21 protein-coding genes are annotated in these 24,106 nt (G+C 65.9%); 4 read left to right on the forward strand and 17 right to left on the reverse strand.

Annotation, left to right across the window (positions count from 1 at the left end; genetic code table 11):
• Positions 1–24 precede the first annotated feature (24 nt).
• The 10 genes from Mrose_RS00260 to Mrose_RS00305 form a co-directional block, all read right to left on the reverse strand.
• Positions 25–1,020: a M24 family metallopeptidase gene (locus tag Mrose_RS00260; RefSeq protein WP_119275430.1), complete on the reverse strand. Its 996-nt coding sequence runs from the start codon at positions 1,018–1,020 to the stop codon at positions 25–27.
• A complete protein-coding gene (gene galT / locus Mrose_RS00265) occupies positions 1,017–2,057 on the reverse strand; it encodes a galactose-1-phosphate uridylyltransferase (protein ID WP_119275431.1) in 1,041 nt (346 codons plus the stop codon). Before galT ends, Mrose_RS00260 begins: the two co-directional genes overlap by 4 nt.
• Complete coding sequence (locus Mrose_RS00270) at positions 2,050–3,525, reverse strand: glycoside hydrolase family 36 protein (RefSeq protein ID WP_182482608.1); 1,476 nt, start codon at positions 3,523–3,525, stop codon at positions 2,050–2,052. The genes galT and Mrose_RS00270 overlap by 8 nt, the downstream gene beginning before the upstream one ends.
• The gene (locus tag Mrose_RS00275; protein WP_119275432.1) at positions 3,500–4,792 is read right to left on the reverse strand and encodes an MFS transporter; all 1,293 of its coding nucleotides are present in this window, start codon (positions 4,790–4,792) and stop codon (positions 3,500–3,502) included. Before Mrose_RS00275 ends, Mrose_RS00270 begins: the two co-directional genes overlap by 26 nt.
• Positions 4,789–5,598 (reverse strand): carbohydrate deacetylase, encoded by an 810-nt coding sequence (locus Mrose_RS00280; RefSeq protein WP_245969363.1) that lies wholly within the window; start codon positions 5,596–5,598, stop codon positions 4,789–4,791. The genes Mrose_RS00275 and Mrose_RS00280 overlap by 4 nt, the downstream gene beginning before the upstream one ends.
• Entirely contained in the window at positions 5,595–7,535 is a 1,941-nt protein-coding gene (locus Mrose_RS00285) for a beta-galactosidase (RefSeq protein WP_119275434.1), read from the reverse strand. Before Mrose_RS00285 ends, Mrose_RS00280 begins: the two co-directional genes overlap by 4 nt.
• A gap of 84 nt (positions 7,536–7,619) precedes the next feature.
• Complete coding sequence (locus tag Mrose_RS00290; protein ID WP_119275435.1) at positions 7,620–8,456, reverse strand: carbohydrate ABC transporter permease; 837 nt, start codon at positions 8,454–8,456, stop codon at positions 7,620–7,622.
• Positions 8,457–9,308, reverse strand: a complete 852-nt coding sequence (locus Mrose_RS00295; RefSeq protein ID WP_119275436.1) for a carbohydrate ABC transporter permease — start codon at positions 9,306–9,308, stop codon at positions 8,457–8,459. It abuts the gene before it with no gap.
• Positions 9,309–9,367: 59 nt separating this feature from the next.
• Positions 9,368–10,639, reverse strand: a complete 1,272-nt coding sequence (locus Mrose_RS00300) for an ABC transporter substrate-binding protein (protein WP_119275437.1) — start codon at positions 10,637–10,639, stop codon at positions 9,368–9,370.
• A 179-nt stretch (positions 10,640–10,818) separates the two neighbouring features.
• Complete coding sequence (locus Mrose_RS00305) at positions 10,819–11,592, reverse strand: DeoR/GlpR family DNA-binding transcription regulator (RefSeq protein WP_119275438.1); 774 nt, start codon at positions 11,590–11,592, stop codon at positions 10,819–10,821.
• A gap of 87 nt (positions 11,593–11,679) precedes the next feature.
• On the opposite strand from Mrose_RS00305, the gene Mrose_RS00310 reads away from it, so the two are divergent.
• Positions 11,680–12,222, forward strand: coding sequence for a GNAT family N-acetyltransferase (locus Mrose_RS00310; RefSeq protein WP_119275439.1), 543 nt, complete (start codon positions 11,680–11,682; stop codon positions 12,220–12,222).
• A 124-nt stretch (positions 12,223–12,346) separates the two neighbouring features.
• Here Mrose_RS00310 and Mrose_RS00315 read toward each other — a convergent pair whose 3' ends face one another.
• The 7 genes from Mrose_RS00315 to Mrose_RS00345 all read right to left on the reverse strand — a co-directional run bounded on the left by Mrose_RS00315 (position 12,347) and on the right by Mrose_RS00345 (position 19,237).
• Entirely contained in the window at positions 12,347–13,159 is an 813-nt protein-coding gene (locus Mrose_RS00315; protein WP_119275440.1) for a carbohydrate ABC transporter permease, read from the reverse strand.
• Positions 13,156–14,280 carry a carbohydrate ABC transporter permease gene (locus Mrose_RS00320; RefSeq protein ID WP_119275441.1) on the reverse strand — a complete coding sequence of 375 codons (1,125 nt, stop codon included), beginning with the start codon at positions 14,278–14,280 and terminating at the stop codon, positions 13,156–13,158. Before Mrose_RS00320 ends, Mrose_RS00315 begins: the two co-directional genes overlap by 4 nt.
• A 71-nt stretch (positions 14,281–14,351) precedes the next feature.
• Positions 14,352–15,587, reverse strand: coding sequence for an ABC transporter substrate-binding protein (locus Mrose_RS00325; RefSeq protein ID WP_119275442.1), 1,236 nt, complete (start codon positions 15,585–15,587; stop codon positions 14,352–14,354).
• Positions 15,588–15,623: 36 nt separating this feature from the next.
• Positions 15,624–16,757, reverse strand: a complete 1,134-nt coding sequence (locus tag Mrose_RS00330; protein ID WP_119275519.1) for an ROK family transcriptional regulator — start codon at positions 16,755–16,757, stop codon at positions 15,624–15,626.
• Between the two features lie 177 nt (positions 16,758–16,934).
• Complete coding sequence (gene dtd, locus Mrose_RS00335) at positions 16,935–17,399, reverse strand: D-aminoacyl-tRNA deacylase (RefSeq protein ID WP_119275443.1); 465 nt, start codon at positions 17,397–17,399, stop codon at positions 16,935–16,937.
• Between the two features lie 10 nt (positions 17,400–17,409).
• Positions 17,410–18,246, reverse strand: a complete 837-nt coding sequence (locus Mrose_RS00340; protein ID WP_119275444.1) for a DegV family protein — start codon at positions 18,244–18,246, stop codon at positions 17,410–17,412.
• A 148-nt stretch (positions 18,247–18,394) separates the two neighbouring features.
• Positions 18,395–19,237: a DegV family protein gene (locus Mrose_RS00345; protein ID WP_119275445.1), complete on the reverse strand. Its 843-nt coding sequence runs from the start codon at positions 19,235–19,237 to the stop codon at positions 18,395–18,397.
• 228 nt (positions 19,238–19,465) lie between these two features.
• Here Mrose_RS00345 and serA point away from each other — a divergent pair, with 228 nt between their 5' ends.
• The 3 genes from serA (at position 19,466) to Mrose_RS00360 (ending at position 23,858) form a co-directional block, all read left to right on the forward strand.
• Positions 19,466–21,031 (forward strand): phosphoglycerate dehydrogenase, encoded by a 1,566-nt coding sequence (serA, locus tag Mrose_RS00350; protein ID WP_119275446.1) that lies wholly within the window; start codon positions 19,466–19,468, stop codon positions 21,029–21,031.
• A gap of 18 nt (positions 21,032–21,049) precedes the next feature.
• Positions 21,050–22,114, forward strand: a complete 1,065-nt coding sequence (locus Mrose_RS00355) for a pyridoxal-phosphate-dependent aminotransferase family protein (protein WP_119275447.1) — start codon at positions 21,050–21,052, stop codon at positions 22,112–22,114.
• Positions 22,115–22,178: 64 nt separating this feature from the next.
• Positions 22,179–23,858, forward strand: coding sequence for an acyl-CoA carboxylase subunit beta (locus Mrose_RS00360; RefSeq protein ID WP_119275448.1), 1,680 nt, complete (start codon positions 22,179–22,181; stop codon positions 23,856–23,858).
• Positions 23,859–24,106: the final 248 nt, after the last annotated feature.

Consider the following 24,106-nt stretch of genomic DNA (forward strand, 5'->3'; position numbering starts at 1 on the left):
AAGACGTACGACCCCAGCTACCGTTCACCCTTCCATCACCAAAGGCCGCAGCCGCCCGGCGAACTCGGCGGTGGGCCACTCGGGGTCGGGGGTGAGGTTCTCGAGCCCCTCCTCGGTCAGGAGGAAGGTGTCCTCGACCTTGGCGCCGGGCAGGCTGGGGTTGTAGGCCAGCAGCATGCCGGCCTCGAGCCGCACCTCGCTTCCCGGCTGAGCCAGCGCCTCGCGGGGCCGGTAACCGGCGATGCCGCCTTGGTGGTGCTTCTCGAACTCCTCGACGCGCCCGATGTGTGCGTAAGCCTCGCGTATGGTCTGGGCCACCTGGCCCAGCGTGGCGCCGGGGCGGGAGGCCCCCAGCGCTGCCGCTTCGACCTGCAAGACCTGGGCATTGAGGGCTTGGGCCTCGAGGTGGCCGAAGCCGCGCAGGCGGGTGGCGCTGAGGACCAGCCCGTGCCGCCGCCCGCAGACCACGCCCATGAACAGCCTTCCCAGCGGGCGGTCCTTGGGCAGGGGATGGCGGTATTTGAAGATGCGCTCTTCCCCGGCCACCAGCAGCACCACCGGCTGGATGCCGCGCACCCACAACTCCTCGGCGATGGCTCCCGCTAGGCCCTGCTCACTCCAACTCTCCTCGGCGGAGCGCATGGCTGCGCCCAGCGCGGCGGCCAGATCGCGGCCCAGCGCCCGCGCGCGGTCCTGTTCGCCCGGCGAGAGCACCAGGCGTAGGGGGGTGAGGTCGTGCTGAAGGTCGGTGGGACCGGGAGGGGTGAAGGGAGCGTACCAGGGGTAGGCCACGATTTCCAGGCCGGGGGTTTCCTCCTCGGCCATGCGGGTGGCCTCGATCTGGCTGGTGTGCAGGCGCAGGGTGTCGGAGACCTCGAGCCAGCCCACCCCGCGCAGCGTGACCACGGTGTTGTCGCCCCCGGTGAGCCAGGCGAAGTTCTCGGGCTGCTGCACGAAAAGGCGCTCCAGGCCCCTCTGGCCCATCCAGTCGCGCAGCCGCCGCAGGGCCGCCTCGTTCACAGCCGCACCTCGCGCAACTCGCGGGCGGTGTTCTCGGGCAGGGCGTCCATGGCGAAGGTGCCCGCGCCGATCTCGGTGCCGGCGAGGTACTTGAGCTTGTCGCGGCTTCGCAGGGGCGGGTAGAACTCCACGTGGAAGTGGAAGTGCTCCTCCTCGCCCTTGGGTGCGGCGTGCAGGACCATGATGTAGGGGAAGGGGCGGTCGAAGAGCTTGTCGAAGCGGGCCACCATCTGGCCCAGTTGCGCGGCGAAGCTCGAGACCTCGGCGTCGGAGAAGGTCCAGGGGCCGGGATGGAAGCGCTTGGGGAAGATCCAGACCTCGTAGGGGTAGCGGGCGAAGGGGGGCACCACGCAGAGGGTGTGCTCGTCTTCCTGCACGGTGTAAGGCCCCAGTTGGGGCATCAGCTCGAGCAGCACCGGGCTCTTGCGGAAAGCCTCGAGCTCTTTTTGCAGGATGGGGGGCACCCAGGGGTAGGCGTAGATCTGGCCGTGGGGATGGTGGATGGTCACGCCCACCTCCACCCCCCGGTTCTCGAAGGGCATCACGAAGCGGATGTGCTCGCAGCCCAGCAGATCCTTATAGCGGTCGGTCCACACCCGCACCAGCAACTCGCGCTGGGCCTGGCCGAGGGTGGCCAGGCTGCCGCTGAGCTGGGGGGTGAAGATCACCACCTCGCAGTCGCCGTTGGCCTCGCGGGTGAGCACGGGCAGGCCCTCGGGCGGGGTACCAGCCCTGGGCGATAGCGAGGGCCAGCGGTTTTGCAGCACCGCGATCTCAAAGTCCTCGAAGGGGATGTCGGTGGGAAAGCCGCCGGGTTTGCTGGGGGCCAGGGGGTCGTACTCCTTGGGTGGCAGGAATACCCGTCCCTGACGGTGAGCGGCGTAAACCACCCACTCCTGGCGCAGGGGGTGCCAGCGGGCGTGAGAGCTGGGGGCCCCGGTGGCCTCGCCTTCCTCGAGCGGGGGCAGGGTGTGGGGCTGGTGGCCGTAGAGATAGACGTAGCGCCCGTCGGTTTTTTGATAGACCCGCTTATGCATCGCGACCTCCGAGCCACTCGCCGAAGTCCACCTCGCGCTCGCCCAGCAGGAAGCGGTAGCGCCCCCTTTGGCTCACCGCCACCTCCTCGCTCAGCCAGCGCTCCAGGGCCTGGCGTTCGTCGGACTCGAGCCACTGGGGCGGGTCGGAGGTGGCCAGGAAGCCGGCGACTTTGGCGAGGTCCTGCAAGGCCTGGCGCTGGGGCGGGCTGAGCAGGTTGTAGCGGGTGCGGAAGTAGGCCACGTCGGGGTCGGTCTGGACCAGCCTCCGCAGCCACAGCCGGTGCAGCGAGGTGCGCAGCGCGTTGAGGCCGCCGGGCCCGGTGAGGTCGTGCAGGTAGTCTTCGCGGTCCTCGTTGCGCCACAGGGGGGCCACGTCGGGGCCGATGCGCAGCCCGTCCACCAGGCCCAGCGAGGGCAGGACGGGCGCGCCGCAGGCCAGGATGTAAGTTTCCTCGCCCGCTGCCTCGCGTACGAGCCGCATGGCCTCGCGGTAGGCCTGCTCGCGGGGGATGTTCTGCTGGCGCACGCCCGGCAGGGCCGCGGCATAGAGGAAATCCAGCTTGAGGTAGGTGTAGCCCCAGGCGACCGCCCGCTGGATCACCCCGCGCAGCCAGGCCCGCACCTGGGGGTGGGTGGTGTCCAGCGCATAGTAGAAGCCGCCCCAGTTGATCCCAGCGGGCACCGGCTCGCCCTGGGCGTCTTTCAAGAGCCAGTCGGGGCGTTCGCGGTAGAGCCTCGAGCTTGGCCGCACGATGAAGGGAGCCATCCACAAGCCAGGGATGTAGCCCATCGCCCGGATTCTCCTGGCCAGGGCCTGCATCCCCGAGGGGAATTTCTCGTTCGCTTCCCAGTCGCCCATGTCCTGCTGCCATCCATCGTCGAGTTGGAAGACCTCGAAGGGTAACCCCTGAAGCCCCTCGAGCACCTGATGGATGACGGGTTCGCTGATGCCCGTATAGAAGCTGTACCAACTGCACCAGACCTTGGGCGCGGGGCTCTGCCCGCGCCGGCCCAGCCGCTCGGCCAGCATCTCGGCATAGTGGGCGAAGACCGCGGCCTCCTCGCCGTGGGCCACGAACCAATCCCCCGCGCCGCTCTCGTAGAAGCCGCGCAGCGCCCGCCCGTGGGCCTCGACCCGGCCCCCAGGGGCCAGGGCTCCCAGCAGCAACACCTTGCCGTCGGGGCACTCGACCGCACCCAGGGCACTGCCGCCGTGGCGGGGAGAGAGGGCATAGACCGGGTCGTCGGCCTGGGGCCGCCGCTCTGGAGGCTGGATGGGCACGGGCGGCTTGTCCAGCTCGAGCCAGCTGGCCAGACTCCAGCTCTGCCAGCCGTGGCGGAAAAAGCGCGCGGGGGCTTCGGGCTGGGTCAGTTGCACGGTGCCCCCGTGCAGCACGTAGCCGCTTCCAACCGAGCGGCTGGACTCGGCTTGCACCTCGAGTTCAAGTCCGGCGAAGATCAGTCGCATTTCTCACCCCCCAGGGGAACTGTCGCGCCAGCAGCGCGGCCAGCGAGAGCGCTACGAAAGGGATCACACCCATGAAGAAACGGAAAGCGTCGCCCGCGTTGGGGCCGGGGTTGTTGCCGCTGTAGTAGCCAAACAGCGGTCCCAGTAGGGCAAAGCACAGCCCCAGCAACACCCCCGAGATGCGACCGATCAGGCCGCTGACGCTGTAGTAGATGGCCTCGCGCCGCCGCTGGGTGGCGTCGGCGTCGCGGTCGATGATCTCGGCCAGTACCATCTCGGCCAGCACGCTCACCCCGCTGAAGCCCACGGCCACCAAGCAGCCGATGGCGATGGCTCCGTAGAGGTTGAGGGGCAGGACGAAGAGCAGGCTGGCGAGCCCGAAGAGCACGATCGCCAGGATCCACGTCGCCTTGACCCCGCGCCACAGCGCGATCCGGGCCCACACCGCCACCAGCGGCAGCGAGAGCACGAACACTGGCCCCAGCAGCAGCGAGGCCTGGGCGTCGCTCAGGCCCAGAGCGTACTTGACGTAGAAGGGGATCCCGGCCTGCAACACCCCCAGCACCAGGCTGACCAGGCTCCCGACGATGGCAAAGATCCAGAAAGGCCGGTTGCTCAGCGTGATGCGGAAGGCCTCGAGAAGGCTCAGGGGTTCGGGTGCTTGGACCTGGGGGTCTTCGCGGGTGCTGGAGATGGTGAGGCCCAGCAGCAACAACCCCACGAGTGCGCACACCACCGCCATGCCGGTGAAGCCGATCTGGCTCCTGAGCAGCGGCACCAGGATCACCGCCAGCAACAGCCCGACCACCTGGAAAGCCTGTTTGAAGGCGCTGGCCCTGGCTCGCGCGGCGGTGCTGCGGAAGAGCTCGGGGAAGAGGGCTGAATAGTTGGTCCAGGTCACGGCAGCGGTGGTCTCGAAAATCAGGATGCTCACCAGAAAGTAGTAAAACAGCAGGCTGCTCTCACGGATGCTCTCGGGTGGGGAGAAGACCACCACCAGCATCAGCATGTACAGCGGCAGCCCCACCATCATCCAGGGGCGGCGGCGACCCAGGCGGCTTTTGGTGCGGTCGGACCAGTAGGCGAAGAGAGGGTCGTTGAAGGCGTCCCACACCGAGTAGATGGCGCGGGCTAGGGCCAGCAGGGCCGCCGCCAGGCCCAGAAAGTCGGTGTAGAAGTACCACACGTAAATCCCGAAAGCCTGGCTGGGGATGGTCAGGCCCAGCATTCCGATCCCGTAGGTCACGGGGGTGCCTCTGCTGCTCATAGCATTTCCCTCCACGCCTCTCGCACGACCCGCCAGGTCAGGGGCTCGAACTCGGCGATCACCCGGCGCACCTCGGCGTCTTTGAGGGCCTCGAGGTCGGCTTTGCGTCCCGGCCAGTCCTCCAGGAGCCGGCCTTCCGGCTCGTCGGTGGCGGCGTGATGGATGAGCTGGTAGACCCCCGGCCCCAGCCGGGAGAGGGTTTGCAAGTACCATTCTTGCCGCTCTTGGGGGGGAACGCCGTAACCGTCGACCACTGTCACCTGAGGCAGTGCGGAGTTATCGCGCAGGTTTTGCAAGGCGGAGAAGAAGCCTGGCGGCAGGGAGACCGTCTCGAGGTTGGCCGGGACCAGGGCGGGCAGCCGGTACTCCCGAGCTAGCTCGAGGTAGATCCCGGCCAGGTCGGGACGCAGCAGCGCGCCCATGTGCGAGTCGATGTGGGTCAGGTCGAAGGCCTGCAGCCCGGCTTCGATCTGAGCCCGCAACTCGGCTTCGGCCTCGGCGGGTTTGATATGTCGCCAGGCCGCCTCCACGGTGCTCCAGAGATGTCCCTGGGGGTCACGCAGGCTTCTCCCCGCGCTCAGGGGTCGTAGTTCCAGCGAGTCCTGGCCGCTGGTGAGCGCGAGGTGCACGCCCAGGTCGGAGCCGGACAGCCCCTCCACGCAGCAGCCCATCATCACCACCGAGCCGGTGGGAAAGCCCAGTTCCCTGTAGGCCCGGTTCTGGGCCTGGCTCAGCCCCAGGTCGTCGTGGTGAACGATCAGTGCCCGCTTGCCCTCGAGGCCCAGCTTGTTCCAGAGTTCTCTCACGTCTTCCTCCACGCACTGACCCCGTAGGCTTCTACGGTAGGCCCACCCAGGACGAACTCGGCGCCCTCGGGAGCGGGGGCAGCTTGGGGGTGGGGTGCGTAGTTGAAGGCGAAGGTAAGGTTGCCGCGCTGCCGGATACGCAGGCCGTCGGGTAGGAGCTGAGCGTGGAGGCCCAGGCTACTTGCCAGACGTCCCAGGTAGGCGCTGAGGAACTCCCGGCTGGGCCAGAAGGCCAGGTAGCGCAGGTAATTGTTCTGGAAAATCGCGCCCTTGCCATCGGCAAAATTGCCGAGGGGCTCGAGCTCGCTTTCGATCCACTCCCGCCAGACGGACGAGCGGTAGCGCCCTCCCTCCCACTCCACCTCGAAGTCCACGCCCGGCCGTAGCGATTCGACCCGCACGACCTTGATGGGCAGCAGCGCTTGCAGCGGTCCTGGGGGAAGGTTGGGGGGGATGCCTAGGAATTCGGTCTTGGAGCCCGTGCGCGGCCCCAGGACGACGGGAGCCTGGGCGGAGCGCAGGGCCTCGAGCGCCTCCTCGCGCAAAATGGGCGTGCTGGGCACCACCACCAGGCGGTAGCCCTCGAGGCTCCCTCCCGGCTTCACGAAATCGACGTCCAGGCTGAGTGAGCGCAGCGCCTGATAGAAGGTCCAGGTGAGGTCGCGGTAGCTGAACTCCTGGCCCTGAGGCTGGACACGGTAGAGCCAGTCGGCCTCGTAGTCGAAAACCAGGGCCACGGGGGCCCGCTGGCTTTGGGGCAGAGGGAGGGTTTGCAGCTCTCGAGCCACCTGCTGCACCTCGAAATAGCCTACGTCGGGCTGGAAGTCGGGGCGGTTGAGCCCGGCGTGGAACTGCTCTTGGGCCTGGGGAAACTGCCGCCAGCGGAAGTAGCTCACCACCTCGGCCCCGTGGGCGAAGGCTTCCCAGGTCCACAGCCGCACCATGCCGGGGGCGGGGGAGGGGTTGTGGGCCGCCCAGTTGACCGGCCCCGGCTGCTGCTCCATGACCCACCAGCGGGGCTTGACGCCGCGGTAGAGGTCGTGGTGAAAGGCGGCCATGTCCGGGTGACCGGTGTGGGCGTAGCGCAGCTTGTCCTGCTGGCTCACCGGCAGCACATCCATGTCGGTGAAGCCCAGCGGGTAGCTGTCCCAGCCCGCCACGTCGAGGTCCTCGGCCAGCTTGAAGTGGTCGAAGTCGGGGGTGTAACCCATGAAGTTGTGGGCGATGAAGCGCCCCGGCGAATGCTGGCGCAGGATCTCGACCTGCATGCGGTTGTAAGCTGCGACCTGGTCGGAGGAGAAGCGGTAGAAGTCGAGCCAGTGGGAAGGGTTGGCCTCGGTGACGGTGAGGTTGGGCAGCTCGATCTCCTCGAAGCTGTGGTACTCCATGCTCCAGAAGACGTTGCCCCAGGCTGCGTTCAGCGCCGCGATATCGCCGTAGCGGGCCCTCAGCCACTCCCGGAAGGCCCGCAGGTCCTCGGGGCCGTAGCTGCGGGTGGTGTCGTGGCAGCCGTACTCGTTGTCGGTTTGCCAACCTGCGACGTGGGGGTTGGTGCCGTAGCGCTGGGCGAAGAGGGTGACGATGCGGCGGGAGTGCTCGAGGTAGCTGCGGCTGGAGAAGCTGTAGTGCCGCCTCGAGCCAAACTTGCGCACCCGGCCCTGGATGTCGTAGGCCAGGATGTCGGGATGCTTGTCGATGAGCCACTTGGGCGGGGTGGGGGTGGGGGTACCCAGCACCACCTTGAGCCCCTCGCGGCCCAGGGTCTCGATGGCCTCATCGAGCCACTCGAACTCGAAGCGCCCCTCACGGGGCTCGACGCGGCTCCAGCTAAACTCGCCGATGCGCACGTAGGAGAGGCCCAGTTCCCGCATTCTGCGGGCATCCTCGGCCCAGCGCTCGCGGGGCCAGTGTTCGGGGTAATAGCACACGCCTAGCATTCGCTCCTCACAAGTAGGTGGGGTTCGTTGATCTTTTCGATGTTTTTGGGGCTAGCGGCGTTTTTGGCGTTGGGTGAACCCATATCAATCCTTCACCCCTCCCGCGGCGATGCCCGCGATGAACTGGCGTTGCAGGAAGACGAAGAGGATTAAGAAGGGCACCGTCATCAGCACCGCGCCCACCATGATCCCGCCCCAGCTCACCCGCGTGAGCCCGATCAGCGAGCCCAGCGCCACCGGGGCGGTGAGGGCGGCCTTGTTGTCGGGGGAGAGCACCAGCAAGGGCCAGAGGTAGTCGTTCCAGGCGGTGAGGAAGAGGATCAGCGAGAGCGCGGCCATGGCCGGGCGCACCAGCGGCAGGGCGATCTGGAAGAAGATGCGCCACTCCCCGGCCCCGTCGATGCGGGCGGCCTCGAGCAGGCTGCTGGGCAGGCTGAGGAAGCTCTGCCGCATGTAGAACACCCCCAGGCTGTTGGCCAGGCTGGGCAGCACCACCGCCCAGTAGGTGTTGGTGATCTTGAACTCGCGGGCGATGAGGATGTACTGCGGGATTACCACCACGAAGTAGGGGATGGTGAGGGTGGCGATGACAACGGTGAACAGCGTGGTGCTCCCCCAGAAGCGGAAGCGGGCGAAGGCGTAGCCCGCCAGGCTGGTCAGCAGCACCGAGAGCACCGTGTAGATCAGCGAGATGACCACGCTGTTGAGCAGCGTGCGCGAAAAGTTGGTGTCGGCGTTGAGGTTTTGCAGGTTGGTGAAGAAGTCGCCGCCCGGCAGGAGGGGGGTGGGGGTGCTGAAGATGTCCCGCTCCGGCAGCGTCGAGAAGACGAACATCAACCACAGCGGGGCCAGCCACAGCAGGGCCAGCGGCACCATGACCAGGTGCAGCCAGATCGAACGGACGAACTGCTGGCGGCGCATTCAGTCCCTCCCGAAGAAGCGAAGCTGGATCAGCGAGAACACCCCAGCCAGCAAGGCCACCGTGTAGGCGATGGAGGAGGCATAGCCAAAGTTGAAGCTGCGGAAGCCCTGCTGGTAGAGGTAGGTGCCCAGGGTCATGGTGGCGGTGCCGGGGCCGGAGTTGGTGATGAGGAAGGGCTCGGTGAAAAGCTGTAGCGTGCCGATGATCGAGAGCACGAAGCAAAACAGCAGCACGGGCCGGATGCCGGGCAGGGTGATCCGCACGAACTGCTGCCAGGGGGTTGCCCCGTCGATGGCGGCGGCCTCGTAGATGTCCTTGGGGATGCTTTGCAGGCCAGCCAGGATGATGATGGCGTTGTAGCCGGTCCAGCGCCAGGTCACCACCAGGATGATCACGCTCATGGCGGGGGCGGGCGCGTACAGCCAGTCCACCGGGCCCAGTCCCAGTGCCCGCAGGCCCGAGTTGACCGCGCCGAAGTCGGTGTTGAAGATCAGGCGGAACACCGCCGAATAGGCCACCGCACCCACCACCACCGGGGCGAAGAAGGCGAAGCGGAAGAGCGGTCTGAGTTTGAGCAGTTGCGAGTTGAGGGCCACTGCCAGCCCGGTAGCCAGCGCCAGCATCAGGGGCACCTGGATGACCAGGATCAAGAAGGTGTTGCGCAGGGCGTCTTGAAAGGTGGCGTCTTGAAGGATGCGGCCCCAGTTGACCCCTGGGTTCCAGGCCCAGGGAAAGGAGCGGGTGTCGAGGAAGGAAAGGTAGAAGGAGTAAAGGATGGGCCAGGCCCAGAACAGGCCGAAGACGATCAGGTAGGGGAGCAGAAAGGTATAGGGGGTCAGGTTCCTCCGCACGGCTCCTCCGCTTAGGAAAAAGAGGTGGGGATAAATTCCCCACCTCTTTTGCTCGAGGCCTACTTGGCGACGGGCAACCCGGTGGCCGCCGAGATCTGCCTGGCGGCGCTGTCCAGGGCTTCCTTGGCGCTCTTGACCCGGCCAGCCACGTAGTCGGCTTGAGCCTTGATCACGATTTGGCGGGCTTCTTGGAAGTACTGGGTGCCACGGGCCTGGGGCACCTGGCCCAGGGTGTCGAGGATGGTTTTCCAGACGGCTTGGCCGCCCCAGTACTTGCTGGGGGCGCTGACGTAGGGGTCCTTGAGGGCGGGCAGGTAGGAAGGCACGAGGCCGAATTCCTTCAGCATGGTCACCTGGCCCTCGGTGGTGGCAAGGGCGTGGCGGATAAAGGCCCAGGCAGCGGCCTTGTTCTTGGAGGAGGCGGGCAGAGCCAGCGCCGAGCCACCCAGGTTGGCGGCACGGACCCCGCCCTTCTTGGAAGCGGGCATGCGGAAGACGCCCCACTTGCCCTCGAGCTCGGGGGCGTTGGAGCGGATGGTGCCCTCATACCAGCCGCCGAACATGGCGGTGGCCACCTTGCCAGCCTTGAAGGCCTGGATCTGCTCGTTCCAGCCGCCCTGCATCACCACGCCCGAGTCGATGAGCTTCTTGACCGTCTCGAGCGCGCTCACGCAGCCGGGCTTGTTCACGGTCACGCTCTTGGCGTCGTTGGAGAAGTAGAAGCAGCCGTTCTGGTTGGCGAGCATGCGGAACCACTCGTCGTCCTGGCCGTTGGCGATGACGCCTACCTTGGCTCCCGTGGCGGCGACGATTTTCTTACCCGCGGCGATGTAGTCATCCCAGGTCTCGATGGTCTCGGGGTTGACGCCGGCTTGCTGGTAGAGGTCGCGTCGGTAGAACATCACCACGGGGCCGGAGTCCCAGGGGATGGCGTAGATCTTGTTGCCCACTTGGAGCTCAGTCCACTTGAAGGCTGGGAAATTGCCCTTGAAGGCGTTGGCACTGGGCGCGAGGGTGTTGAGGTCGGTGAAGCAGCCAGGGAAGCGCGCCCAGAACACCTCAGCCTCGTTGTTTTCCACCGAGTAGACGTCGGGCAGGTCGGCCCCGCCGGCGGCGCAACCCGAGAGCCCTTTGTCGTAGACTTGCTGGTTGCCCAGGTCCACGACGTTGACCTTGACGTTGGGATACTTCTTGTTGAAGCTCGGCACCGTAGCCTGAAGCGCCTTGGCCGCGATATCCCACGACCACACGGTAATCTCGCCACTGATGTTGCCCTGAGCCATGCCTAAACTCGCGGCAACCATCCCTAGGGCCATCAACCCTTTGACCATAAAGATCCTCCCTCTTCGACAAACAAACATCCACAACAGCGAGCCTGTTTGTTGAACCGGCGCAAGCAAGAACCCAATCACCGAGCTGGCTGCAATCAGTGAGGGTCGGCCTGGGGTTCAGGGGGAGTCTACCCAGCTTTCGATAGCTTGTCAACTTCTTTCAATGCTTTCGAAAATGCCTAGACCGTCACCACCTCGAGGCCCGCCGCACGCAGTTGCTCGAGGTCTTCCCCACGGGCCTTGCGGCTGGTCACCAGGAGGTGGGCGGACTGGAGGGGAGCGATGCGGGCCGCGGCGATCTGCATGAGCTTGGAGTGGTCGGCTAAAACGATGGACTCGCGGGCCGAGCGCATCATGGCTCGCTTGATCTCGGCTTCTTGCAGGTTGGTATTGGTAAGCCCGCGCTCGGGGTGGACGCCGTTGCAACCGATGAATGCCTTGTCGGCGTTGATCTCCTGGAGCAGCACCGTGCCGTAGGGGTTGACCAGGGAGTGCTGCAAAGGCCGCAGGGTGCCTCCGGTGACGATCACGGTGACGCCGGGGTGCGACTCCAGCATGAGCGCGATGTTGAGCGCGCTGGTCACCACCACCACGTTGCGCAGCCCCTGGGGAAGGGCCTTGGCTAGCTCGGTGGTGGTGCTGCCCACGTCGAGGATGATGGTCTGGCCGTCTTTGACCAGACCCGCGGCGTACTGGCCAATGCGCTCCTTCTCGCGGGCGTGTACCTGGCGGCTGGCTTCCAGCGGCAACTCGAAGCGCTTGCTCTCTGCGGGCACCGCCCCGCCCCGTGTGCGCCGCAGCAGGCCGCTGCTCTCGAGGTGCTCGAGGTCGGTGCGGATGGTTACCGCCGAGACGTTGAAGCGATCGGAAAGCTCGCTCACGCGCACCTGGCCATCCCTGCGCAGGATCTCCAGGATTTCCCGGTGGCGCAGCGTAGCTTCTAGAGAGGGCATAACGAAAGCATACGAAAGTTCGCGTGCTTTTGCCAGGACGCGGAGGGTGCTTTGGAAAGCCCGGACGCTTGGGGTATAACCGTGGGCATGGTTGTTGACGTGACGACCTACTACCTCCAGATGCTCTCTCCCTCGGAACTCAGGCCCTCGAGGGCCGTGGTCGAGGGCCTGGAGGTTCGCCAGGCCAGGCTTCCGCTACCCGAGCTCAACCGCTTCTTCTACACCGCTGTGGGCGGGGAGTGGTACTGGATCGACCGCCTGGGCTGGACTTACGAGCAGTGGCGGCAGTGGGTGGAGCGGCCCGAGCTCGAGACCTGGCTGGCCCACCTGGAGGGCACCCCGGCGGGCTACTGCGAGCTCGAGCGGCAGGGCGAGACCGTCAACATCGCCTATTTCGGCCTGATTCCCCGCTTTATTGGCCGGGGAATCGGCGGGGTGCTGCTCACACGCTGCCTCGAGCGCGCCTGGGCCATGGGCGCGAAGCGCCTGACGGTCAACACCTGCACCCTCGACGGTCCCCAGGCGCTGGCGAACTACCAGGCCAGGGGCTTCAAGCTGTACCGCCAGGAAACAGCCCCCAAGGAACTCCCCGACCAGCCCCCAGGGCCCTGGCCGGGCTCGAGGCCGTAGTTTACCCTCTGGGGCCCCCACGGGAAGCCTTTGCCGGCGCGCTGATGGGAAGATTGCTCCAAGACGCGAAGCTTCCCGTGGAAACCGCTTTTAGCCGGTGGTCGAAGGCCAGTTGCAGGGGCGCTCAACCCTTCACCGAACCCGCCAGCAGGCCCCGGATGAAGTAGCGCCCGAGGAGGATGTAGACCAGCAGCGTCGGGAGGGCGGCCAGCAGGGCTCCGGCCATGGGTAGGTTCCATTTCACCGCTTCCCCGCCTGCAAGCTGAGCCAGGGCCACGGTGATGGGCTGGCTGGAAGGGCTGCTCACCAGCGTCACGGCGAAGAGGAACTCGTTCCAGATCTGGGTGAACTGCCAGATGATCACCACCACGAAGCCGGGGATCGAAAGCGGGAAGATGACGTTGCGGTAGATGCCCCAGAAGCCCGCTCCGTCGATGCGGCTGGCCTCGACGAGTTCGTCGGGGATTTCGGCGTAGTAGTTGCGGAAGATCAGCGTGGTGATGGGCAAGCCGTAGACCACGTGCACCAGGATCAGGCCCCACAGGCTGCCGCCCAGCCCGATCTCGCGGATGAATTGGAACAGCGGGATCAGCACGGCCTGGTAGGGGATGAACATGCCGAAGAGCATCAGGGGGAAGATGATGTTGGCGCCGGGGAACTTCCACTTCGAGAGCACGTAGCCGTTGATCGAGCCCAGCATGGCTGAAAGCAGCGTTGCTGTGACGGTGAGGAAGAAGCTGTTTTGCAGCTTGGGCAAGAAGGCGCTCCAGGCCTGGGCGAAACTCTCCCAGTACCACACCCTGGGCAACTGCCAGGTGCTCTCGAGGGTGATCGCCGCCGGTTCCTTGAGCGCGGTCACCACCACCAGGTACACCGGCAGCAGGAAGAACAGCGTCGCCAGGGCCAGAATGCTGTACTGCACCACGCGCCAGATCATCGCCGCACCTCGCTGCGTAGCTGGCTGTAGAGGTAGGGCACGATCACCAAGGCCACCAGCAGTAGCAGGATGGTGGCGATGGCGGCTCCGTCGGCGATGATGTTGGAACGGAAGGTGGTGACGTACATCAGCAGGGCCGGAACCTCGGTGGGGGCGTTGTCCACCCCGGTCATGGCCCAGATCAGGTCGAAGATCTTCAGCGAGATGTGGCCCAGGATGATCATGGCCGAGAGGGTGATGGGTGCGAGCATGGGGAGGATGATGCGGCGGTAGAGCTGCACCTCGCTGGCCCCGTCCACCCGCGCCGCCTCGCGCAACTCCTCAGGCACCCCGCGCAGCCCGGCGAGGTACAGCGCCATGGTGTAGCCCGACATCTGCCAGATAGCGGCGATGATGATGCCGATGAAGGCCAGGTTGAAGCCGTGGATCTCGGGGAAGGGCAGCAACTGCACCCGGGGCCCGATAAAGATAGCCCAGCCGATGAGCAACGCTGCGCTCCCCACGGCGATCCAGCCCCGCCGCACCTGGGCGTTGCGCAGGGCCGAGATGCCGATCCACAGCAGGATCAGGCCAATGAGCCAGGCGGTGAAGAGGGGGAGATGGTTCCAGTCGAACTGGAGCACCTGCTGGCGGCTGGTCAGCCAGGCGAAGCGGCCCTCGGGCAGGCCGACGGCGGCGGGCAACTGGTTGACGCCCCCTGCTGGTTGCAGCATCCAGCGCCAGATGGTCCCGGTCACGATGAACGAAAGCGACATGGGGAAAAGAAAGACCGTGCGAAAGAAACCCTCGCCCTTAGGCCCGCGGTCGAGGATAATCGCCAGTGAAAGGCCTACCAGCAGGCACCCGCCCACGAAAAACACCGTAAAGAAGATGTTATTGACCAGATCCTGGCGGAAGCGCCCATGGATGAAGCCGCTGAAGAGTTCTTTGTAGTTCTCTAAACCCACGAACTGGAGCACCGGGTTGATGGCCAGGGCCTGGGCCGGGTCCTTGCCCCAGTTGGTCAGGGAAGTCTGGATGGTTTGGCCGATGAAGCCGTACACGAAAATGGCCAGTAGGATCACCGAAGGCAAAAGGGTGAGCACGGCCACCAGGCTGTCCAGATTGCGCAACCACTTCATTACTGTCGCCTTTCCCGTACCCCCAACCCCTCTCCCCAAACCGGGGAGAGGGGAGGCGGGATGAATAGCGTTTACCGGCCCAGGCGCACCTGGTCAGCGATGGCCTGCGCAGCGTTGGCGGCGGCTCTGGAGTTCTTGGAGCTGAGGTAGATCTCCATCACGGTGCCGAACTGGCTGCTGAAGGACTCAGGAGCGACGGCCCCGTGCACCAGCGAACCCACGATCTTGTTGTTCTTCCAGTCACGCGCTGCCGATTGCAGGTAGGCATTGTACTTCGAGAGGTCGGAGTCGGTACGGGCGGCGATGGAGCCCTTGAGCGGGTTGAAGGTGTCCTGGCCTTCCTTCGAGCCCAGCAGCTTGAGCCAGTTGATCACGTTGGCGCGGTTCTTGACCCCCCTGGGCAGCCCGAAGGAGTCGGAGAGCATCATGAAGGTGCCGCTGGTGCTGGGGGCGGGGGCCCAGCCGAAGCCCTCACCGGGCTTGAGCTTGAGGGTAGTCACCATGTAGCCCGCGGCCCAGTCGCCCATGATGTTGAAAGCGGACTGGCCCTGCACCACGCGGTCGGTGGCCTGCTGCCAGGACAGGCCCGAGGCGTCCTTGTTGGTGCAGTCGAGTACCTTGCCGAAGGTGTCCCACACGGCGATGGCTTTGGGATCGTTGAACTTGAGCTTGCCGCTCCACAGGGCCGCCCAGTTGTCAGGGCCAAGCACGCCCAGGGCCACCGATTCCCACAGGTGCTGCTGGGTCCAGGCTTCGCCCACGGCCAGCGGAGCCTCGACGCCCTTGCCCTTGAGGGTGGCGCAGGTGCTGAGGAACTCGGTCCAGGTCTTGGGCGGAGTCACGCCCCACTCACGCAGCTTGGCGGGGTTGTACCACATGACGTTGGAGCGGTGGATGTTGACCGGCACGCTCCAGATGCCGCCGTTGTAGGAGAGCAGGTCGATGAGGCCCTTGGGGAAGCGGGTCAGCCAGCCTTCGCTCTTGTAGAGGCTGGTGAGGTCTTCCATGCGGCCTGCGACCACCCAGGTGCCGATGAGTTCCTGTCCGGCGTGGACCTGGAAGGAATCGGGGGGATCGCCGCCGAGCATGCGGGTTTTGAGCACCGCGCGGGCGTTGACGCCCGAGCCGCCGGTCACGGTGGCGTTGACCACCTCCACGTTGGGGTACTTCTTCTTATACAGGTCGAGCAGGGCTTGCAGGGCAGGCCCCTCGTCTCCGGCCCACCAGGAGAAGATCTCGAGCTTCCCCTGAGCCAGCGATACCGAGCCCAGTGCGGTTGCTGCTAAAGCCAGTAGCCACTTGCGCATATGATCCTCCTCGAAAACATGCCGTTGCCAATCGGTTTAGCCAAGGGCGCGGGGGGAGATTGGCGGGTTCCCGTCCCTGACGCCCCCATTAGCTAAAAAGCGCTGCAACACCAGGGCCGCAGCGCCCATAGCCGGAGCCAGGTGCCCGAACGCGCTGGGCCGGATGGGCAAGCAGGCGTGTTCGGGGATGAAAGCCAATTCACTCAGACGCTTGCGGGTAGGGGCCTCGAGCCACTGCCAGGCCTCGGCCCCGGCCCCGCCCAGCACCACCACCGCCGGGTCGAAGGCTACGGCCAGGTTGGCGATGAAACGACCGAGCTGGTTGCCCAGGGCCTCCAAGGAAGCCAGGGCGTGTTCGTAGCCTGCTCTGGCCAACTCGAGAATGCCCCAGAAGTCCTCGGAACGCTGACTCAGCGAACGGAAGTGCAGCTCAAGGGCCCGCAGGGAGAGTTCGGTCTCGAGGCAGCCCGAGCGGCCACAGCTACACGGCTGGTTGGCGTGGTTTTTCCAGTGCCCCAGCTCTCCAGCCGCCCCATAGCGGCCCCGGTAGACCTGCCCCTCCACCACCAGCCCGGTGCCCAGGCCGGTGCCCAGCATGACGTAGGCCAGCGGGCTGTGGCTCTCACCCCAGAAGGTCTCGCCCAGCGCCGAGGCATTGGCGTCATTTTGTACGATCACCGGCAAGCCCAGCAGTTGCTGCAACTGCTGTCCCGGCTTGGCGTCACGCCAGCCGGGGCCGGGGGCATAGGTGAGGGTCTGGTCGTCGCGCACCACGCCGGGCACCGTCAGGCCCAGACCCAGAAAGTGCTCCCGTTGGGGGATGTGCTGCTGAATTTGCTGGGCGATGTGCTCCAGGCGCTGGGGGAGGGGAACGTCGGCGGGTTCGGACCACTCGAGGAGCTGCCGGGTTTGGCTGCCCAGGTCGAGCACGATCACCACGGTATTCTTCACCCCCAGCTCGACCCCCAGCGCCAGCGCCCCCTGCGGGCGCAGCTCGAGCAGGATGCCCGGACGCCCGGTGCCCGAGGCCTGCAAGGTGCCCTCGCTGAGCAGCCCCTCCCCGATGAGCTCCTGGGTCAGGCTCGAGACGGTGCTCTTGGTGAGCCCCAGCTCGCGGGCCAGCTCGGCCCGGCTCGACGGACCACGCCGCCGCACCGTTTCCAACAACAAACGGCGGTTTTGCCGTTTGATGGCTTGTTGATCCAGGAGGGGATGATGTGGCACGGCGAACCTCGACAACCTGGGGTACTTAGTAAGTTTACCGAACGAACCAAGTAGAGCCTAAGACTAGAGGATCGCCCCTGTCAAGAGGCGCGGTAAATCTGTTTTTGGGAAGCGGGTTTTGACTCAGCCGCGCGTCGGGCGCTGGCGTTCGCTCGAGTCCAGCAGGATGGTCACCGGGCCGTCGTTGACCAGGTGCACTTGCATGTGGGCCTGAAAGACCCCGGTTTCCACGTGCAGGCCCTGTTCGACCAGGAGGTCGCAGAACTGCTCGTAGAGCCGCTTGCCCTCGTCGGGGGCGGCGGCCTCACTGAAGCCGGGGCGGTTGCCCCTGCGGGTGTCGGCGTAGAGGGTGAACTGCGAGACCACCAGCACCTCGCCCCCCACCTCGGCTAAACTCAGGTTCATCTTGCCTTCGGAATCGGTGAAGACCCGCAGCCCCGCGACCTTGCGGGCTAAGTAGGCCGCGTCCTCGGGCGTGTCCCCCCGCCGCACCCCCAGCAGAACCACGAACCCCCCGCCGATGTGGCCTACGGTCTGGCCGTCCACGACTACCCTGGCTTCGGATACCCGCTGTACCACCGCACGCATGAGCCCCAGACTACAAGCTCTGGCGCGGCGCGACAAACATCGCAGCGGTTCCGGGGCCGGTGTGGGCCGCCACCGCCGCGCCACACTCCCGCACGTCCTCGATCACCACACCCTCTTGCCGGATCAGCTCGGCCAGGGCCTGGGTGGCCTGGGGGTTGTCGGAGTGGGCCAGGATCACCCGTGCGCCTTGGGGGTAGTCCTTGTGCATCAACTCGGCCATGCGCTGTAACCCCTTGTGGTAGCCACGTGCCCGCTCGCGCGGCTGCACGGTGCCGCCGTAGACCTCGAGGATGGGCAGGATCTTGAGCAGGCTGCCCACGAAGTGCTGCAAGCCCCCGATGCGCCCGCCCCGGTGCAGGTAGGTGAGGGTAGCCGGCAGCACGTAGCCGCGGATTTTGGGGAGCAGGGGGGCCACCGCCGCCTCCAGACCCTCCCAGGAAACCCCCTGAGCCAGCCTGCGCCGAGCCTCCTCGAGCACGAAGTGCAGCCCGCCGTTGATGCTGAGGGAGTCCAGCACCTTCACGCGCTCACCAAAGCGCTCGGCCACGGCCCTGGCCGTGGAGACGGTGCCCGAGAGCCTGGAGGAGACGTGCACCGAGACGATGCGCTCGAAAGCCCCCAACAAGCGCTCGTACAACACCTCGTAATCCTGAGGCAAGGGCTGGCTGGTTCCCACCTTCTTCCCGCCGAGCTGAGCGGCGACTACCTCCTGCGGATGGATCTCCACATAGTCGCGGAACGCCTTGCCCTCGACGATTACCTGTTGGGGCACGAGGTAGATCCCCTGGGCTTCCGCTTGCTCGGGGGCCAGGCCGATGGTCGAGTCCGCGACGAAGGTGATTTTCATGGGGATCCTCCTGCTGTGGAGTGTGTCACTAGCCAGCGTCGGGGGTCGAAGGCCAAGGCGTTTTGCGCTTTGCGTACGACGTAGGACGTAAGACCCACGCTTACGTGCTTAGCGTTCGGCTATCAGCCATCGACTATCGACGTCTCTTTCAGAGGCTATAAGCGTAGAAGCCGTAGACCCCAGGGCCGGTATGGGTGGAGATCACCGCCCCCACCTCGCTGCTGCTGTGCTCCTCGACAGGTAGCCCCGAACTGCGTACCGCTGCCCTGAAGGCCTCTACCGCGCTGATGTCGCCGTTGTAGAGGTAGTAGATGCGGATGCGCTTGCGGCCCTGGGTCCAGGCTTTGAAGCCTTCCACCATTTCGGCCAGCGCCTTTTTCTCGCCCCTGGCCCGCCCGACGGGCTCTACCCGGCCCTCCTTGATGGTGAGGATGGGCTTGATGCCCAGCAGACTGCCCAGCAGGGCTTGGGCTCCGCCGATGCGCCCGTTTTTCTTGAGGTACTCCAGCGTGGCCAGCGAGAAGAGCACCTTGTGGTCGGTGCGGATGCGTTCGAGTTCGGTCATCGTCGAGCGCAGGTCGGCCCCCTGGTCGAGCAATTCCTTGGCCCGCTCGACCATCATTCCGATGCCCTGGGATGCGGCCAGAGAGTCGAAGATGGTGATCCGGCCAGGAAACTCGCTGGCGGCGAGCTGAGCCGACTGCACGGTGCCCGAGAGCTTGGAGGAGATGTGGATGGAGAGCACGTGGTCGGCGCTTTGCAGGGCCTTCTCGTAGGCTTCCTTGAAGTCTTGCGGGGAAGGCTGGCTGCTGCTGGGCAACTCGGCTCCGGCGCGCACCCCCTCGAAGATGTCGGCGGGCTTGATCTCCACCCAGTCCTTGTAGACCTTGCCTTTGAAGTTGACGTACAGCGGAACCACCTGTACCCCAAGCGCCTGGGCCTGTGCGGGCGATAGGTCTGAGGTGGAGTCGGTCACCAGTCCGATTTTCATTTTTCCTCCTTAGTAGCCCGCAGAGACCCACCCCTGCGGGAAGGGCGATTGCTGTGTCTTTGTGACGGTGAAAGTTTAGCACACGGGGATGCAAAGCGCCTCCTAAGCGCCGTACGCTCGAGGCCAAATGCCGAGCAACACTGCTGGATTGGGCTTTCGGGATTGGATGGGCGAGATGCTGCCTGCCGCGCTTGTACGGTATACCAAGGAGTGGTAGATTCTGTCGATATGTGGCGGGTTCTGGTTACGGATGAGATGCGGCTGGGCGAGGTAAGGAACGGGGACATAAGGCTCGACTACAGACCCAACATGCCCCGTGAGGAAATCCTCAAGGTGATCGGAGGCTACGATGCCCTCATCACCCGCAGCCGCACCCAGGTAGACGAGGCGCTGCTCGAGGCCGGAAAAAACCTCAAGGTGGTGGGCCGGGGCGGCGTGGGGGTGGACAACGTCGACCTCGAGGCCGCCAGCCGCCGGGGCATCCTGGTGGTCAACGTGCCCGAGGCCAACACCCGCTCGGCGGCGGAGCTGGCCTGGGCGCTTTTGCTGGCGGCCTCGCGGGGCGTGGTGGATTCGGACCGCAAGATCCGCGAGGGGGTGTGGGATCGCAAGTACTTAGGCCTCGAGCTCGACCGCAAGACCCTGGGCATCGTGGGTCTGGGGCGCATCGGAGGGCAGGTGGCCCGCTTCGCCAAGGCCTTTAACATGCGGGTGCTGGCCTACGACCCCTACATCCCCCGCACCCGCGCCGAGACGCTGGGAGTCGAACTGCTCGACGACCTGGCCGACATGCTGCGCCAGTGCCACTTCCTCACCGTCCACACTCCCCTCAACGAGGAGACCCGTGGCCTCATCGGGCGGCGCGAGCTGTACCTGCTGCCCAAGGGAGCTGTAGTGGTCAACGCGGCGCGGGGCGGGATCATCGACGAGAAAGCCCTCATCGAGGTGCTCTCCGAGGGCCATCTCTTCGCGGTGGGTCTGGACGTCTTCGAACTCGAGCCCCCCAACGTCGAGCACCCGCTGGTGCAGCACCCCAAGGTCACCCACACCGCACACTTGGGAGCTAACACCGTTGAGGCCCAGGACCGGGTGGGAGAGGCGGTGCTCGAGCGCGTCATCGAGACGCTTCAGGGCAACCTGGCCTACGCCCTCAACACCGGCTTTGACCCCGAGGGCTTGCAGATGTTCCAGGGCTGGCTGCCGCTGGGCGAGGCGCTGGGCAGGCTGCTGCCGCAGATCACCCAGGGCCGCCCGCAGGCGCTCGAGGTCACCTTCTACGGCGAGTTCGAGAAGAACCCCGACCCCATCGCTTCGGCGGTGGCCAAGGGCCTGCTGGGGAGCGTGCTCGAGGAGGGCGCGGTCAACCTGGTCTCGGCGCGGCCCCTGCTGCGCGACCGGGGCATTCACCTCAGCACCCGCCACGTCGAGCAGCCGCAGGACTACCTCCAGGTCATCGAGGTGACCCTGGAGACCGACAAGGAGACCCGCAAGGCCCGTGGAGCCGTGCTGGGTGGCAAACCCCGCATCGTGGGCATCGACGGTCACAGCCTCGAGGCCCTGCCCGAGGGCTACATGCTCATCTGCGTCAACCGCGACCAGCCCGGCGTGGTGGGCAAGGTGGGCACCCTGCTGGGCAACGCGGGCGTGAACATCGCCGGGATGCAGCTTGGCCGCGACCACCCCGGCGGCCACGCGCTATTCGTGCTCCTGATCGACGAGCGCCCCAGCGAAGCGACGCTGGAGACCCTGCGCGGGCTGGACGTGCTGGAGCGCGTTGACCTGGCGGCGCTGTGATCGGCTAGACTTGGTGCCATGTCGGTCTACCGCCGCCGCCTGCTGACCCCTGGCCCGGTCGAGCTTCACCCAAAAGCGATCGAAGCCCTGGCCCGGCCCCAGTTGCACCACCGCACCGACGAAGCCCGCAGCCTGTTCAAGGCCGCCAGAGAGGGCCTCAAGCAAGCCTGGAATACCCAAGGCGAGGTGCTGATCCTCACCGGATCGGGCACCGCGGCCATGGAGGCGCTGGTGCTCAACCTCTTCGCGCCGGGCGAGCGGGTGTGGGTGCCCGTGCACGGCAAGTTCAGCGAGCGCTGGGCCGAGATCGCCCAGGCCATGGGCCTGGAGGTGGAGCGGCTCGACCTCGAGTACGGCAAGAGCGTGGAGCCGGGCCTGCTCGAGGGGCTCGAGGGGCCTTTCCACGGGGCTTTGCTGACCCACTCGGAAAGCTCGACCGGAGCCCTCAACGACGTCAAGGAGCTGGCGAAGGCTTTCAAGGCCCGCTTCCCCGAGGCGTTGGTGGTGGCCGACATGGTCACCAGCTTGCTGGTGAGCCCGGTGGCGCTGGAGCTGTGGGGCGTGGACGCCGCCGCCTCGGGGTCGCAGAAGGGGACCATGTGCCCGCCGGGGCTGGGCTATGCCGCGCTTTCGCCCAGGGCCCTGGAGCGCCTCAAGCCCAGGGGGTACTACCTCAACCTCGCCAAGGAACTCAAGGTGCAGAAGGAGGGGGAGTCGGCCTGGACACCCGCGATCAACCTGGTCGCGGCGGTGGCCGGAGTGCTGGGTGAGGTGCTGCCCCAGCTCGAGGACCACCTCTGCCTAAAGGCCAAGCAAAACGCCCTGCTCTACGAAGCGGGCGAAGCCGCTGGCTTCAAGCCCGTCCCCGAGGTCAGAAGCCCCGCCACCACAGCTTTCTACCTGCCCGAGGGGGTGACGTACGCTAGGCTCAAGGAGGCCTTCGCGCTGCGTGGGGCTACCATCATCGGTGGGCAGGGGGCGCTCAAGGGCAAGATTTTCCGCGTCTCGCTGATGGGCTACAGCGACATTTACGATGCCTACGCGGTGGCCGAGCTCATTGGCGAGGTGGCGGCTTCGCTGTAGGGGCATGTCGGCGGAAACCTGACGGAATTACTGCTTTCTTGCAAAAATCCGTTAGACTTTATTCATGCTCAGCAGCGCACTCAAGCCCGAGGACCGGGACAACCCGACCTTCAAGCAGAACAAGGACGCCTGGGTCGAGCGCATCGCCGACTTCAGGAGCAGCCTCGAGGTCGTCCGGCGAGGTGGGGGCAGGAAGGCCATCGAACGGCAGCACGCCCGCAAGCGGCTCACTGCCCGCGAGCGCATCGCCCGGCTGATCGATCCGCAGAGCGAGTTTCAGGAAATCCTGAGCTATGCCGGCTGGCACATGTACGAGGAGTGGGGTGGGGCTCCTGGTGGGGGCGTGGTCACGGGCATCGGCAAGATCGCCGGGCGCGACTGGATGATCGTTGCCAACGACGCCACCGTGAAGGCCGGGGCTTTTTTCCCCATCACCGCCAAGAAGGTCATCCGGGCGCAGACCATTGCGCTCGAGAACCGCATCCCCACCGTCTACCTCGTCGACTCCGCCGGGGTCTTCCTGCCCCTGCAGGACGAGGTTTTCCCCGACCAGGACGACTTCGGGCGCATCTTCTACCTCAATGCTCGCATGTCAGGTCTGGGCATCCCCCAGATCTCGGCCATCATGGGCAACTGCGTGGCGGGCGGGGCCTACCTGCCGCTGATGACCGACGCGCTGATCATGACCGAGGGCTCGGGGCTCTACTTGGCCGGGCCCGCGCTGGTCAAAGCCGCCATCGGGCAGGAAGTCAGCTCGGAGGAACTGGGTGGGGCCCGCATGCACGCCGAAATCTCGGGCACCGTGGACTTCTACGAGCCCAGCGACGAGGCCGCCATCGAGCGCATCCGCGCCCTGGCGGCGCTGTACTCTGCCCCCGAGCTCGCTCCCTGGGCCCGTGAGCGCATCCCTCCAGTGGAACCGGCCTACGCTGCCGAAGACCTCTACGGCCTGGTTTCGCCCGATAGCACCCGCCCCTACGACGTGCGCGAGGTGATCGCCCGGCTGGTGGATGGCTCGGAGTTCCACGAGTTCAAGGGCGGTTACGGCGAGACCCTGGTCTGTGGCTACGCCCGCTTGGGCGGCTTCCCGGTGGGCATCGTCGCCAACCAACGCACCATCATCAAAAAACCTGCCCCTCCCGGCGGGTCGGGGAAGATCGAAGTCGGAGGCGTGATCTACGCCGAGGCCGCCGACAAGGCCGCCCGCTTCATCCTCGAGGTCAACCAGCGCTTCATCCCCTTGCTGTTCCTCATGGACGTTACCGGCTTCATGGTGGGCAAGGAGTCCGAGCAGCAGGGCATCATCCGGCGGGGAGCCAAGCTGGTCAACGCGGTGAGCAACTCGGTGGTGCCCAAGATCACCCTCATCACCGGCGGCTCCTTCGGCGCGGGCAACTACGCCATGGCCGGGAAAGCCTACGCCCCGCGCTTCATCTACGCCTGGCCAAGCGCCAAGTACGCCGTGATGGGCGGGGCGCAGGCCGCCAAGACCTTGCTGGAGATCGAGGTCGCCAAGCTCGAGCGCGAGGGCAAAACCCCCACCGACCAGGACCTCAAGGAGCTCTACGAGCGCATCAAGGGCCGCTACGAGGAAACCCTCGACCCGCGCTATGCGGCGGCGCGGTTGTGGGTAGACGAAGTGATCTTCCCTCACGAGACGCGCGAGCGGTTGGTGAGGAGCCTCGAGGCCTGTGCGCTCAATCCCGTGCGTGAGCAGATGAACGTGGGGGTGTTTCAGGTATGAGCCGATGGCTAAGGTGCGCCAAACACAAAACGCCCCCAACGTGACCCGCGGCGTTTGGCGTACGACGTACGACCCCTTCGTGACCTTTTCCCGCATTCTCTTGCAGTTTTCGGGTATCCTGAAGCCAGACGACCCCAAAGCAGGCTTTTATGGCTAGGGGTTCTCGGATATAGCGCGACGGAGAGCCGTTTCCCACGCTACAACCGAGGACCTGCCGGTGCTTTGCGGGGAGGAGAGGGGAGGCCATC

It is taken from the genome of Calidithermus roseus, from assembly GCF_003574095.1.
GTDB lineage: Bacteria > Deinococcota > Deinococci > Deinococcales > Thermaceae > Calidithermus > Calidithermus roseus.

What these genes read in the sequence shown, in the direction of transcription:
- Mrose_RS00285 (WP_119275434.1), bottom strand. Translation starts at nt 7,535, where the DNA reads ATGCTAGGCGTGTGCTATTACCCCGAACACTGGCCCCGCGAGCGCTGG.
- Mrose_RS00270 (WP_182482608.1), bottom strand. Translation starts at nt 3,525, where the DNA reads ATGCGACTGATCTTCGCCGGACTTGAACTCGAGGTGCAAGCCGAGTCC.
- Mrose_RS00340 (WP_119275444.1), bottom strand. Translation starts at nt 18,246, where the DNA reads ATGAAAATCACCTTCGTCGCGGACTCGACCATCGGCCTGGCCCCCGAG.
- Mrose_RS00310 (WP_119275439.1), top strand. Translation starts at nt 11,680, where the DNA reads ATGGTTGTTGACGTGACGACCTACTACCTCCAGATGCTCTCTCCCTCG.
- Mrose_RS00305 (WP_119275438.1), bottom strand. Translation starts at nt 11,592, where the DNA reads ATGCCCTCTCTAGAAGCTACGCTGCGCCACCGGGAAATCCTGGAGATC.
- Mrose_RS00360 (WP_119275448.1), top strand. Translation starts at nt 22,179, where the DNA reads ATGCTCAGCAGCGCACTCAAGCCCGAGGACCGGGACAACCCGACCTTC.
- Mrose_RS00325 (WP_119275442.1), bottom strand. Translation starts at nt 15,587, where the DNA reads ATGCGCAAGTGGCTACTGGCTTTAGCAGCAACCGCACTGGGCTCGGTA.
- galT (WP_119275431.1), bottom strand. Translation starts at nt 2,057, where the DNA reads ATGCATAAGCGGGTCTATCAAAAAACCGACGGGCGCTACGTCTATCTC.
- Mrose_RS00345 (WP_119275445.1), bottom strand. Translation starts at nt 19,237, where the DNA reads ATGAAAATCGGACTGGTGACCGACTCCACCTCAGACCTATCGCCCGCA.
- Mrose_RS00315 (WP_119275440.1), bottom strand. Translation starts at nt 13,159, where the DNA reads ATGATCTGGCGCGTGGTGCAGTACAGCATTCTGGCCCTGGCGACGCTG.
- Mrose_RS00275 (WP_119275432.1), bottom strand. Translation starts at nt 4,792, where the DNA reads ATGAGCAGCAGAGGCACCCCCGTGACCTACGGGATCGGAATGCTGGGC.
- Mrose_RS00290 (WP_119275435.1), bottom strand. Translation starts at nt 8,456, where the DNA reads ATGCGCCGCCAGCAGTTCGTCCGTTCGATCTGGCTGCACCTGGTCATG.
- Mrose_RS00300 (WP_119275437.1), bottom strand. Translation starts at nt 10,639, where the DNA reads ATGGTCAAAGGGTTGATGGCCCTAGGGATGGTTGCCGCGAGTTTAGGC.
- dtd (WP_119275443.1), bottom strand. Translation starts at nt 17,399, where the DNA reads ATGCGTGCGGTGGTACAGCGGGTATCCGAAGCCAGGGTAGTCGTGGAC.
- Mrose_RS00355 (WP_119275447.1), top strand. Translation starts at nt 21,050, where the DNA reads ATGTCGGTCTACCGCCGCCGCCTGCTGACCCCTGGCCCGGTCGAGCTT.
- Mrose_RS00320 (WP_119275441.1), bottom strand. Translation starts at nt 14,280, where the DNA reads ATGAAGTGGTTGCGCAATCTGGACAGCCTGGTGGCCGTGCTCACCCTT.
- serA (WP_119275446.1), top strand. Translation starts at nt 19,466, where the DNA reads ATGTGGCGGGTTCTGGTTACGGATGAGATGCGGCTGGGCGAGGTAAGG.